This window comes from Marinicrinis sediminis (genome assembly GCF_042685085.1).
In the GTDB taxonomy this organism is placed as follows: Bacteria; Bacillota; Bacilli; order Paenibacillales; family KCTC-33676; genus Marinicrinis; species Marinicrinis sediminis.
Map to the genome: position 1 here is coordinate 17,608 of NZ_JBHUMM010000044.1, position 12,680 is coordinate 30,287.

The window sequence follows — 12,680 nt, forward strand, 5'->3', positions numbered from 1 at the left end:
GTCCCTTTTCTACATATGTCCGGGGTGAGGTTCACGGGAAATGACAAATAGCCACTCCATTTCACAGAAGTGGCTAATCCGATCTGAGGGTAAAAGGAAAGTCCAAGAGAAGACTATGGAGCCTTCCTGCCCGTTTTGAACTATATTTTCTTGCTTCTTTTCATCGATCTATGTTCTTCCTCTTCTTCGTCTTCCTCATCATGCTCATCTTCGTCTTCTTCATCTTCTTCCGCTTCGAGTTCAATATTCAGTTTCTTGCCATTTGTAAATTGAACCGTCAACTCCAATTCGCTGATTTCTTCCAATTCGATATCAAGAGAACGAAGAACCGCTTCCAGGAGATCATCTCGGTTCATATCAGCAGACAGTTGCATTTCAGCCAAATAATCCAACATCTGCTGCAACGCTTCGTCATCTTTCTGCTCTCTATTTTCACCCATTTCAATCTTTGCCGAAAGTTTTCCCTTCTTATCCTTGTAAGCCAGTTCGATCTCTTGCCCAGCACCGTATTCAAGTTCTAATTTAAAGGACAGAATCCCGTTTGAAAGTGGACTGTCAACTTGATGTTCACCGCCAGCATCGGATTCGTTTAAAACAACCGCTTCAATGATGCTCTCTCCTTCTACAACGAGAACCACCCGATCCCCTGCCAACAATTGATCCGCATTCATGTACCGGCCTCTAAATTGCACCAGAAGATCTGAAGGAACCGTATAGGTAGATAAAGGACCCTGATCAATCTGTACGGTTAGAGCAAGGTGCATTCCTTCTGGTGATGAATGGTATACTTCTTCAGTGACAGTGGAGGATTGTACCCACTCCACTTTCATAATCTCTCCTTGAATCGTGTTCGCCCCTGACTGTTCAAGAAACCCTTCTCTCGCACGAGACAACAACACGGCCATTTCAGCCCGGGTCACATTTTTATGAGGTTTAAAGGTGCCATCCGGATATCCACTCACAATCTCATATTCCACTGCAACATTGATGTAACCCAGCGCACCTGCAGGAACCGCATTAACATCGGTAAATTCCGGAGATGTCGTCATCTGACTTAATGCTTCAGATTGCAGCCCCAAGGCTTTGACAAGCAGACTGGCCGCCCAGAGTCGACTTGCCGGTTTGCCAGGCTCCATTTTTTCTTCGGATTCATGGAACAGCCCTTGTTCAAGCGCAACTAGCATATACCCTTTGGCCCATGCATACTTTTGATCAATGAGTTTGGCGTCCTTAAAGAAAAGAGAGGTTGAAGCTGAAGCTCTTTCTTTTGCTTCCTCTTCTAGTCCCATGAGCCTGACTGCCGTCACAATGGCCTCTACACGCTTGACAGGTTGATTCGGTCGAAAGCTCCCGTCGGGGTAACCAGACAGAATTTCGTTGGCTTTCATATTGATCATATACTCCGAGGCCCATTCAGCCTCCTCCATATCATCAAAAGTAAAATCCTCTACCATGTTTCGTGCCTCTTCCGTTCTTTGCGATGCTGCATGCTCTTCTGCATTTAGGGGTAGCACGATACTGAACAACATAAGGGTCATGACGAATAATAGCCCGATTTTTTTACCTCTTTTCATCTAAAGAGCAACTCCTTTCTCCTCATCCTCAATTTGAAGGCTGATACAATTGAAGTTCTGCAATTCCGAGTCGATTCATCGCCACATCATAGTCCATATCAAACTGCATAATGAGATGCAGCGGACTTTGCGAGGAGATGACGGATTTAATCGTATAGAATAGAAACGGTTTTTTGTATTTCAATATGGTGATAAACTCTGCCATTGGCAAGACCTGCTTGTCATGTCGGCACTCAATTAAAAAATCCATGACGGGTTGTACGCCGTATTTGTCATCAGAGACCTTGTTCAGCAATTGCAAAAAGTCTTGCACGTAAGTTTGGATGGTTGGATGGGTGGCCATAATTTCATCTACTTTCTGTTCTGGTGTGTTCGAGCTCCTGCTCCCTCATAAATGCCTGAATCATGTGGAGTGACATTTCCGGATTGCTTTGTAATTCCATCAATGTAGTCTGGGGATGTTCCAGCAAATAGTCTTTGATTTTCCTGAATTCGATCTGTTGCGCTTTTTCACAGTCTGCACAGCGTTCTCTTCGATCCCGCTCCAACAAGATCACTTTCCCACAAGCCTTACAATTACCTAGTGACATAACCTCTCTCCTTTCATGCACCACCTTTATTACTGGTTCCACATTTTTCTTGATAATGGGCTGTACGTTCACCCTCCTGTTTTTCTGGGGGTATTTCTCTTACCTCACTTTATTGGCTTCGCCATCCACATCAATCGTCATCGTCTTCTTCGTCTTCCTCATCATCATCGTCTTCGTTCTCGTCGTCTTCCCCTTCTTGCTCTTCTTCGATCTCTTGATTGTCTTCACTCTCATGAGCTTCCTCTATCTCTTGTTCTTCCTCTATCTCTTGCTCTTCTTCTGTATCTTGCTCTTCTTCTGTGTCTTGTTCTTCCTCTGACTGTTGTTCTTCTTTTGCCTCTTGTACTTTCTCTGTTTCTTGTTCTTCTTCTATTTCCTGTTCTTCTTCTATGTCTTGTTCTTCTTCTATGTCTTGTTCTTCCTCCGTATCTTGCTCTTCTTCTGTCTCTTGTTCTTCCTCTGTCTCTTGTTCTTCCTCTATCTCTTGTTCTTTCTCTGTCTCCTGTTCTTCCTCGGTCTCTTGCTCTTCTTCTGGGTCTTGTCCCGAATCCTGAATGTCTTTCTCGTTGGCTTTCTCTTTGTCTGGCTTCTGGGTACGCTTTCCTTCTTGCTGACCCTTTTCTGGAACCTGCTCGGTTGACTTCTCTTCCTTCTCCTGTTTATCCTGAGATCCGGTTGCAGGTTCTATTGGCTTCCGTTCTTCATTCTGTTTGTCTGGTTTTTTCTTGCTTGCATTCTCTTCTGTTTTTTCATGAATGAATGAATCATCATCCTTCTGATTATCCTGTGAAGGTTCGCGATTCCCTTTGGTGGTTTTGTTTTCTTTTAATACGTTTTCCTTTGTTGGGTTATGCGGATCACGCTTCTGCTTTGTCGGTGGTACGATCTCAACCTTTTCTTTATTCGCCTCATTTTTTTGATTAGGGCTATAGCTGTTGTTCAAGTTAGGATTTGCTGCTTGTTTCTTGCTGGAATCCGGTCTAGGCTTGTCCTTTCTTTCCTGCTGAAGATCATTTTCTGTACCGGTTCTTATATGAGATGGAGTGGCTTTCTCAGAATCTCGGGCTTCCGATTCATTCAGATAAGGAACTGCGTTCCATCCCGTATGCTTTGAAAAGAACTGGTCTGGATCTATCCCGCTTTGAAGCAAAACGTCGTGAATACTGTGTTTTCGCAGATCATTTACGTTCAATTCCACGCCCATTTCAGCGGCGGTCTGATAAACCCTATATTTATTCAGAGACAAACTCAGTTGTTCTGCTTCTGTATACATTTCTTCATCTACGTACGAAACCTCCATCTCGTGCTCCATGGCCACCGATTGAAACAGTTCGATTCCCGGTGGTTTCAGGTCGTCTGTCATGGCTACAACAGAAAACAAAATGCGTCTGTCTGTCCGTAAAGGATGCAAATACCCCTCTTCCTCTGATTCATCGATGATATGAACCAAAGCATGCTGGATCTCCTCACCTAGCAAATCTTGCTTGTCTACCAATCTCGCCGCATCTTCATTAAGGAAATTAACATCTATGACTTGCTCATCTGCATCCAGCCACAATGCCATGCTCGGGTTGATATCTATCGCTATGAGGACAGTGGGCTTGTCCGTTGAATCCTGCCATGCAAACATAGCTAAACCAGAGAGAATGAACATGAAGACCGCTGCTGCTATCCATGTTCGATATCGTCTAACTGGCTGTTTTTTCTTTTGTGGTTGCTTCACGATCTCTGGAACAGGAATACTGTCACCTAATTGAGGCATGGGATTAATGTGTGGAATATTTCGAAACTTCCCGTCTTCACTTAGCAAGACGATATGCTTGTCGGTTATTTTCATTACGATTCCGTTCACATCGATCCCTCCTTCCGTTCTCCGATCGAAACTGCATGACGAATGTGACTGAATTCATCAGAGCTATACATCACAATGAGTGCGATCAAATATTTGCGATTCCGTTCCAGTGTCTTCCGACTTACATCCGAATAGACCAGCATTTCCTTGATTGGTAATCTTTTTTTCAGTGTTAACTTTTGCAGTAAGTCCGGATATTGCATAAACGCTTTGGCCATTTGAATCAATTTCATTCTCGTATCTTTATGATCAGGCGAACAACTCTCCAACTCTTCCAAGTCAATGCCGTATTGCTGAAGAACTTCATCATACCGCTGAAGTTCGTAGGCCAGTTGCTCCGCCGTATGACTTCGCATGTATATATCCATGGAAGACTGAAGTTCTGCTTCAGACAACTCATATTCATTATCATTTTCCATCGTCAGGGAATGAAGCTCCCTGTACTTCTTCTGTTTGCGGAATTCATCGATCAAACGACTTTGTATCGTTAAGTAACAGTAACTTTCAAAGCTGCGGCCACCTTGAAACTGATAGCGGTCAATCGCTTCATTAAATGCGATCAGACCGATGCTCGCTTCATCGTCCTGCCAGGCGATATGCCGCTTGCATAAATGAGAAGTTACCCGAATAATAAACGGACGATAATGCTCAATCATCGTATGCCGATGGTCAGCACTTCCATTTTTCGCCTTGCGCAGCATGTCCGCTATGTACGGCTCCATAATTTCACATCCCTCTGTATATACGTGTTGGTTAGATGATTTATGTGGGTAGTGATTGTATTTTATGATAATCGCTACATCCATTTTATCGGAGAAAGGGATTGATGAAATAAGTAAATCGAAGCCACAACAAAAAAAAGATGCATCTCGCTGTAATGGAGATACATCTTTCATTCTTTCCGCCCGAATCTTTAACCGTAATCTTCTTACTTCACAAATCCAAGCAGCATTTCCCGAACTAGCAAGGCTGCCACAATCTGTGTCTGCTCCGTTGGATCATAGACAGGAGCCACCTCAACCAGATCAGCGCCCACCACTCGCACGTCTGACTTGGCGATGGCATGAATCGCATGCAGCAGCTCTCTGGAGGTAATGCCGCCAGCCTCTGCTGTTCCGGTTCCTGGTGCGCAGGACGGGTCCAGCACATCGATATCGATAGTCACGTACACAGGTCGGCCAGCCAAGGATGGCAGCACTTGCTGTAGTGGCTCCAGTACATCGAACGGATAGAAGTTCACATGTTTGCGACCGTAGTCAAACTCCTCCTTCGCACCCGAGCGAATACCGAACTGATAAATGTTGCTGCCACCAATCAATTCAGCTGCTTTGCGAATCGGTGTGGAGTGAGAGAGCGGCTCGCCTTCATATTGCTCACGCAGATCTGCGTGGGCATCGATATGAATAATCGCAAGATCCGGATACTTGGTTGCCATTTCCCGAATAATCGGCCAGCTGACCAAGTGCTCTCCGCCCAGTCCGAAAGGCATTTTCCCCTCTTCCAGCAACTTCTTCACATAATCCCCGATCATCTCCAGGCTGCGCTCGGCATTTCCGAATGGCAGCAGTAAATCACCCGCATCAAAATAGCCGATTTCCTCTAGACAGCGATCCAGATACGGACTGTATTCCTCCAGTCCAATCGATACCTCCCGGATACGGGCAGGCCCGAATCTCGTGCCCGGACGAAAGCTGACGGTAAAATCCATCGGCATGCCGTAGAGTACCGCTTTAGAGGAGGCATAGTCTTCGCTGCTGGCGATAAACACATTTCCTGAATAAGCTTGATCTAAACGCATCGGATCGCTCCCTTTTTCGAGATGATGACAGGTGAAAACTGTCTATTTGTCATGATTTGCACAGATCCTCTACGAACTTAGGCAGAACAAAGGCCGCCTTGTGCAAACGAGGAGAATAATATTTTGTTTCGATCTCAGGGATGCTGTTCTCATCTACTTCGAGCGGATCATACTTCTTGCTGCCCATTGTAAAGGTCCACAGACCACTCGGATAAGTTGGAATATTGGCTCCATACACCCGTACGATCGGGAATATTTCCTTAACGTCTTTGTTTACATTTCGAATGAGATCCGCCTTGAACCAAGGATTATCCGTCTGCGCAACGAAGATCCCGTCTTCCTTCAACGATTCATAAATCCCTTGATAAAAACCACGGGAGAATAGCTCTACCGCCGGACCAACCGGTTCAGTGGAGTCTACCATAATCACATCGTACGTATTTTTATGATCATGAATATGCATGTAGCCGTCGTTAACAATCACTTCAACACGTGGATTGTCCAGCTCCCCTGCAATTTCAGGCAAATACTTTTTGGAGTATTCAATAACTTTTCCATCAATCTCAACCAATACAGCTTTTTCTACGCCTGGATGCTTCAGCACTTCACGAATGACCCCTCCGTCACCGCCGCCTACAACCAAAACCTGCTTAGGATCAGGGTGTGTGTATAGGGCAGGATGAGCCACCATTTCGTGATAGACGTATTCGTCTTTTACAGTGGTCATGACCATTCCGTCCAATACCAGCATGCGCCCGAATTCTTCCGTATCAATAATAGCTAAATCCTGAAAGTCCGTCTTCTCAGTGACGAGCGTTTCTTTAATTTTCGCAGTGATGCCAAAAGATTCGGTTTGCTTCTCCGTGAACCAAAGTTCCATTTGTTCATTCCTTCTTTCATCTAAATTCAGTCTGTCTGTTTTCATCGCGACATGCCTGTCCACAAGAGATCAGTGGATGGATTTGACAATGATCTTACATCCCCTTGTATTATAGTGCAATTGTGCAAAAAAGCAATCATTTTCACTCGTACAGACCCTATTTTTTTCATTCCATTTCATCCCTTGCACGCCTGACTTTTTTGAATGGATTGATTCTTGCAGGTATAGCTGTCCCCGGGCTATTCCATACTGATACAGAGAGGAAAACAAAGGCAAGAAAGTGCAGGTGAATGCAGAATGAATTCGCACACCCCTTCCCGATCAAAATCGCCGAAACGACCCCTTCACCGAATCCGATGGTGGTTCTCTTTCACTATGTATACTTTCATCGCTCTCGTAGTCTTATTCGGCGTTTTTCTTCTTTATTTAAGAACACAGGCACTCCCCGTCGCCTATATCCCTCAGACCTCCCAGATTTTAGACGTAAATGGTAAGCTGATTGATCAATATTATTCGGGACAAAATCGCAAGATGGTGAAGCTGAATGAAATATCTCCCTACCTGATCCAGGCCACGCTCGCGATTGAGGATCATCGTTTTTTTGACCATGTCGGTTTCGATGTGAAAGGGGTGGCCCGCGCGGTTGCTGCGAATTTGCAGAGCAGGGAAAAAACACAGGGAGCGAGTACCATTACTCAGCAGCTGGCTCGCAATCTGTTCTTAACTCATGAGAAGACATGGAGCCGCAAGATGAAGGAAGCCGTCTACAGCATTCAGTTAGAGATGCAGTATAGTAAGGAAGAAATTCTGGAGATGTATCTGAATCAGGTGTACTACGGTCATGCCGCTTATGGGATTGAAGCAGCTGCGCAAATGTATTTCCACAAATCTGCCCAGGAGCTGTCTCTGGCCGAGAGCGCCCTGTTGGCCGGTGTGCCCAAAGGACCCAAGTATTATTCCCCTTATATGGATGAAGAAAATGCGTTGCAGCGTCAGGCCACCATTCTGTCCAAAATGGTGCAGCATGGCTACATCACCGATGAAGAACGTCAGTCTGCCTTGCAAGACACGCTGACCTTTCAACCACTTGCTTCATCCTCCCAGCCGTCGGAAGCTCCTTATTTTCGTGATTATGTGAAAAGGGTCGCTATTCAGGAAATCGGCATTCCTGAGAAAAGATACGAAGAAGGCGGCATGGTTATCTACACCACCCTCGATTTGCAGGCACAGCATGCGGCCGAAGAGATTGTCCAGCGTTATTTGGGAGAGAGAGAAGATCTGCAGGGCGCACTCGTTGCCATCGACCCTCGAAACGGCCATATTCGTGCGATGGTGGGAGGCAAGAACTATGAAGAGAACCAGTTCAATCGGGTGCTTAGTCAGAACAGACAACCCGGTTCTTCCTTCAAGCCCTTTGTTTACCTGACGGCCCTGCAACAGCCTGGCTTCTCCCCTGCCACAACCTTCAAGAGCGAGCCTACCGCCTTTCCGTATGATGAAGGAAGACAAATTTATCGGCCTCGCAACTTTGCTGACAAATACCCAAACACAGCGGTCGATTTGCGCTATGCCCTTGCTCATTCTGACAATATATACGCCGTTCATACCATCATGGAAACCGGCCCTAATCAAGTCATCGAAACAGCACGCAACCTGGGGATTCACAGCCCCCTTCAGCCGCTTCCGTCGCTCGCACTCGGAACCTCTCCTGTGAGCCCGCTGGAAATGGCTTCTGCATTCGGTGTCATGGCCAATCAGGGCGTGCGCGCTGAACCCCTCGCGATATGGCGCATCGAAGATGCGAACGGGCAGGTGTTGTATGAAGCACAGCCAGAACCGGTCCGAGTGGTGGAGGCCGCTTATACTTATGTCCTGACTTACTTAATGGAAGGGATATTTGACAGCGGGGGGACAGGCAGTCGAGTCGCCCATCTTCTGAAGCGTCCAGTCGCAGCCAAGACCGGAACGACGGACAGTGATGCCTGGATGGTAGGCTATACGCCCGAACTGTCCACAGCCGTCTGGGTCGGATATGATCAAGGCCGGAACATCAGCAGCGTCGAATCCACGCTCGCTGCACCCATCTTCGCGGAGTTCACGGAAAAAGTGCTGGAGGCGATTCCACCCAAACTGTTTCCGGTACCGAAGCAAGTCGTTCATGTATATGTCGATGCCGAAACCGGACTACTCGCCACACCCGATTGTCCTCACACCCGACTGGAAGCCTTCGTGCGGGGCACTGAGCCTTCCGAATATTGCCTGGCCCACGTCCAGGAGGCAACTGAACAGGAAGACGCTCCGCCGCCTGTGGAAGAAGAGACACACAGCTCCTGGTGGGAAGATGTGAAACGGTGGTGGAATGATTAAGCATCGTCCAAAATCGCGATCATGATAGCATTATCTATGAATTTGATGGTATTATTTACTATAATGAACAGATTTTCTATTAAACCATCTGTGCTTCATTGTTAAATGATGGCATCAGCTCAATTTCTCTTTAATAGGATGGTGAGGAATGCTTAATGAGGTGAGGGGAAATGAAAAACAGTAAAATGAACACGATTTTAAACAATCTCCAAATCAGGCTCTCTGAAAATGATGGTGTGTTGACGGTTCCATATGATGACGGCAGTTTGCATCCTGCTACCTTCCGATTCCATGAGCCACTATCCAATGAGAAGTTGCTTCGATTTGAGCGCGATCTGGCATATTCACTTCCGGAAGATTACCGTAGCTTCCTTTTGTATTGCAACGGCTGTCGTCTCTTCGATCACCCGTCATATGGGGGAGAAAATTATTTGCACTCTATCGATCAGATCGTCTTGTACACTTATGAGGAAGATGAAAATGAGGACCAATATCTGAAGATCGGTTACTTTTGCCAAGACGATCTTGTCATTGATCTAGAAGCGCATGCACAAGGGGAACCCCATTATATCCTTGTCAAAGGCATGCTGGACGATTTTGCTGAGGCCAGACCGCTGCACATGAATTTCGAGCAGTGGTTTGAGCGCTTTCTGGAAACCCACGGGGAGAAATTTTGGACTTTGACTTCTTTGGATTAACTCCTTGACAGCGAAGGTTTCCATAGCCTGTATGGCGTGAGCCCACAATTAGAAAAGAGGCAGTCGCAAGCGCGTCTGCCTCTTTTCTGTGTCCTAGTGTGTAGATGTGCAACATCTACCCGTATTGTATAAGATATTCCCGGATCATACAACGGCTGACACATAATCGCCATAGAAAATAAAGGCTTACTGCGTCTCCGTTTCCAGCTGACTCTTCAGTTCCTCCGGCGAACGCTCCCACATTTCCTGATTGTTCTTGATCAACGCCGCCTTGAGCGCCGCTCTCTCCTCTTCACTCAAGCCGTTCAGCACATACTTTCTCTTCATGGCCTTATCCATCAAGTTGACATGATTGGCAAGAACCTTCCATCCTCTTCTGGCCTCGGTGTCGATCTTCATCTCACTCGCTGTTAATCCGGCGTAATACGTTCCTTCCTCAGTCCGGTCCACTGCGACCCATACGATCCAGCATGTTCTCCCGTTCGGTACCTCGGACAAGTCTGTTGAAAATTTGATTCCGCGCTCCACTTTGCTTTTTGCATGCATGGCACCAAGGTCTACATACGCATCGGGACCATCGATAATGATACTGGAAACCTGGCTTAGGTCCACGCTTCCCGCACCAAAGCCTTTATGCTCTTTTTTATTTGAAACAATATTCAGCGACAGCTTCTTTTTTGCAGGCTGTTTGTCCTGTTTGTCCATGTATAATGCCCCTTCCATGATATCCCGTGTTTCGGCGATACTTCCCTGCATACAGGGACGCCATCCTTGTATTCGTACTTATCTTACCATAATCCCGGGCCAAATGCCGAATCCCATCTCCAGAGCGAGATGGGCTCAATTCCGGGCGGACATGACTATTCGATTGACAAGCTGCATATATATAGGGCAGATGCTTGTCAATGAGGTGAAATCAATGAAAACACGTAATTCCTGGCTGTATGCCTTCATGGTTCCTGCTGCTTCGCTCATTCTCACCTTTGCCTTTCTCACGTATTTATTCCAGCCCCCTTCCTCGCAAGGAGGCCCAGCTCTGAGCGTCCTGGCTCCCGACGCAGGCAAATCACCCGCTCAGTCTCAACTGACTCCCGATGCCCAGGTGAAGCCCGAGAAGCCGAAGCCTGTCTCGCTGAGCAAGCGAGTCTCTGAATATCATATTGAAGTGAAGCTGGATGAAGAAGAGAAAGCGTTGCAGGGACAACAGACTCTTTCATGGAAACATCCGGGTGTCGAACCGGTTAAAGAAGTCTATCTGCATATGTATGCCAATGCCTTCGAATCCGAGCAGACGACCTTCTACCGGGAATCCGGCGGAAAACTTCGCAATGAGGAGGTCACTGACGCTTCATTCGGTGGCATCCAGCTGACTTCATTGAAGGAAAACGGCGATGAGATTATCCACCGCGTTCAATACGTGCAGCCGGATGATGGCAACCCGCACGATCATACCCTGCTCAAGGTTCGACTGTCCGATCCGTTAAAGCCTGGCGAAGAATTGCGGCTCAAGATGTCCTTTCACGTACAGCTTCCAGCGGTATATGCAAGAATGGGTTACGCGGATGATTTCATCATGGCTGGACAATGGTTTCCCAAAATCGCCGCATATGAGACAAAAGGCACCCGTGGACGAGAAACAGAAGGATGGAATCTGCATCAATATCATGGCAACTCGGAGTTTTATGCGGATTTTGGTATTTACAATGTAAAAATTGATGTACCTTCCCAATACATCGTGGCAGCAACAGGTTTTCCCGCTTCCCGCACCCAGTTGACAGCGAAACGGAAAGTGTATCATTTCTATGCGGATGACGTGCATGATTTTGCGTGGGCGGCATCCCCGGACTTCGTTTATGTGGAAGAACCATTCTCCGCAAAGGCCATCCCCGGTGTGAAAATCAAGCTCTACCTGGACCCTGCACACGAACACCTGAAGGATCGCTACCTGTTTGCGGCCAAACGTGCGCTCTCTCAATACAGCAACTGGTATGGCACCTACCCGTATTCGACGCTCTCCATTGTCGTTCCGCCAGAAGAAGGAAAAGGAGCAGGAGGCATGGAGTATCCCACCCTCATTACAGCGTGGGGAGCAGAATCTGACAACCCCGGATATGAACTGGAGCGGGTCATCGTACATGAGATTGGCCATCAGTATTGGTATGGCATGGTCGCCAGCAATGAATTCGAAGAAGCCTGGCTGGATGAAGCCTTTACCTCCTATGCCGAGGACAAGGTCATGGAACAAGACTTCGATATGGTACCGCCAACCCCGGTTGAAGCCCTATACATGACGCAGCCGGCCCCTATGCAGCAGGAGAGCTGGGCCTATGACAGTCACCGCCATTATGCAGAGAATGTATATACCCGTGGCAAATTGATTTTACTGGCAATCGAGAAAGACATCGGGGCGGAACAGATGAAGAAGGTGCTTCGCACCTATTTTCAACAATGGAAATTCAAGCACCCGTCTACCCAGAGTTTTCAGCGTATCCTCGAACGCGTCACAGATCAGGACTGGAACCCGTTTTTCGAGCAATATGTCTACGGTTCTCACATGTCTGACTTCCGTGTAGCCAGCATTCAGACCCATCCTCATCCAGAGGACACTTCCGCCTACGAATCCATGGTGAAGATTGAACGGAAAGGCGGAACGGTCAAACGAGTATCCATCCTGTTTCATTTTGAGGACGGACAGGACGTGGTGAAGATTTGGGACGGACAGGAGAAAGAAGGCCTGTTTTCTCTCACCTCAGAATCACCGCTGAAATGGGTCGCGATTGATCCACTCTATCAGTTGCCACTTGAGAACAAGCGTGTGAACAACTTCATGCATGCGGAAATCGACAACGCGTCAAAAACAAAATGGACCACATCAGCCTCACAACTGTATGAAACACTGCTAGGACTGCTTGCCTGGTAAA

At 47.0% G+C, this 12,680-nt stretch carries 11 protein-coding genes; 3 read left to right on the top strand and 8 right to left on the bottom strand.

Features of this window, described 5'->3' with window-relative positions:
* Window positions 1–140: 140 nt before the first annotated feature.
* The 7 genes from ACFSUC_RS17890 to speE form a co-directional block, all read right to left on the bottom strand.
* Window positions 141–1,574, bottom strand: coding sequence for an S-layer homology domain-containing protein (locus tag ACFSUC_RS17890; protein ID WP_379931012.1), 1,434 nt, complete (start codon window positions 1,572–1,574; stop codon window positions 141–143).
* 28 nt (window positions 1,575–1,602) lie between these two features.
* Window positions 1,603–1,917: a hypothetical protein gene (locus ACFSUC_RS17895; RefSeq protein ID WP_379931013.1), complete on the bottom strand. Its 315-nt coding sequence runs from the start codon at window positions 1,915–1,917 to the stop codon at window positions 1,603–1,605.
* 4 nt (window positions 1,918–1,921) lie between these two features.
* Window positions 1,922–2,236: a hypothetical protein gene (locus tag ACFSUC_RS17900; RefSeq protein WP_379931014.1), complete on the bottom strand. Its 315-nt coding sequence runs from the start codon at window positions 2,234–2,236 to the stop codon at window positions 1,922–1,924.
* A gap of 58 nt (window positions 2,237–2,294) precedes the next feature.
* Complete coding sequence (locus ACFSUC_RS17905; RefSeq protein ID WP_379931015.1) at window positions 2,295–4,016, bottom strand: anti-sigma-I factor RsgI family protein; 1,722 nt, start codon at window positions 4,014–4,016, stop codon at window positions 2,295–2,297.
* A complete protein-coding gene (gene sigI / locus ACFSUC_RS17910) occupies window positions 4,013–4,738 on the bottom strand; it encodes an RNA polymerase sigma-I factor (protein ID WP_379931016.1) in 726 nt (241 codons plus the stop codon). The genes ACFSUC_RS17905 and sigI overlap by 4 nt, the downstream gene beginning before the upstream one ends.
* A gap of 206 nt (window positions 4,739–4,944) precedes the next feature.
* Entirely contained in the window at window positions 4,945–5,814 is an 870-nt protein-coding gene (gene speB, locus ACFSUC_RS17915; RefSeq protein ID WP_379931017.1) for an agmatinase, read from the bottom strand.
* Between the two features lie 49 nt (window positions 5,815–5,863).
* Window positions 5,864–6,694, bottom strand: coding sequence for a polyamine aminopropyltransferase (speE, locus tag ACFSUC_RS17920; protein ID WP_379931018.1), 831 nt, complete (start codon window positions 6,692–6,694; stop codon window positions 5,864–5,866).
* A 375-nt stretch (window positions 6,695–7,069) separates the two neighbouring features.
* On the opposite strand from speE, the gene ACFSUC_RS17925 reads away from it, so the two are divergent.
* Window positions 7,070–9,061 carry a transglycosylase domain-containing protein gene (locus ACFSUC_RS17925; RefSeq protein ID WP_449288693.1) on the top strand — a complete coding sequence of 664 codons (1,992 nt, stop codon included), beginning with the start codon at window positions 7,070–7,072 and terminating at the stop codon, window positions 9,059–9,061.
* A 170-nt stretch (window positions 9,062–9,231) separates the two neighbouring features.
* Window positions 9,232–9,759: an SMI1/KNR4 family protein gene (locus ACFSUC_RS17930; RefSeq protein ID WP_379931020.1), complete on the top strand. Its 528-nt coding sequence runs from the start codon at window positions 9,232–9,234 to the stop codon at window positions 9,757–9,759.
* 186 nt (window positions 9,760–9,945) lie between these two features.
* On the opposite strand, the gene ACFSUC_RS17935 is transcribed toward ACFSUC_RS17930, so the two are convergent.
* A complete protein-coding gene (locus ACFSUC_RS17935; protein WP_379931114.1) occupies window positions 9,946–10,464 on the bottom strand; it encodes a YwhD family protein in 519 nt (172 codons plus the stop codon).
* Between the two features lie 214 nt (window positions 10,465–10,678).
* On the opposite strand from ACFSUC_RS17935, the gene ACFSUC_RS17940 reads away from it, so the two are divergent.
* On the top strand, window positions 10,679–12,679 hold the full coding sequence (locus ACFSUC_RS17940; protein ID WP_379931021.1) for a M1 family metallopeptidase: 2,001 nt from the start codon (window positions 10,679–10,681) through the stop codon (window positions 12,677–12,679).
* Window position 12,680 lies beyond the last annotated feature (1 nt).

Coding starts and splice junctions, on each gene's coding strand:
- ACFSUC_RS17895 (WP_379931013.1), bottom strand. CDS start 1,917: ATGGCCACCCATCCAACCATCCAAACTTACGTGCAAGACTTTTTGCAA.
- ACFSUC_RS17890 (WP_379931012.1), bottom strand. CDS start 1,574: ATGAAAAGAGGTAAAAAAATCGGGCTATTATTCGTCATGACCCTTATG.
- ACFSUC_RS17925 (WP_449288693.1), top strand. CDS start 7,070: ATGTATACTTTCATCGCTCTCGTAGTCTTATTCGGCGTTTTTCTTCTT.
- sigI (WP_379931016.1), bottom strand. CDS start 4,738: ATGGAGCCGTACATAGCGGACATGCTGCGCAAGGCGAAAAATGGAAGT.
- ACFSUC_RS17930 (WP_379931020.1), top strand. CDS start 9,232: ATGAAAAACAGTAAAATGAACACGATTTTAAACAATCTCCAAATCAGG.
- speB (WP_379931017.1), bottom strand. CDS start 5,814: ATGCGTTTAGATCAAGCTTATTCAGGAAATGTGTTTATCGCCAGCAGC.
- ACFSUC_RS17935 (WP_379931114.1), bottom strand. CDS start 10,464: ATGGACAAACAGGACAAACAGCCTGCAAAAAAGAAGCTGTCGCTGAAT.
- speE (WP_379931018.1), bottom strand. CDS start 6,694: ATGGAACTTTGGTTCACGGAGAAGCAAACCGAATCTTTTGGCATCACT.
- ACFSUC_RS17940 (WP_379931021.1), top strand. CDS start 10,679: ATGAAAACACGTAATTCCTGGCTGTATGCCTTCATGGTTCCTGCTGCT.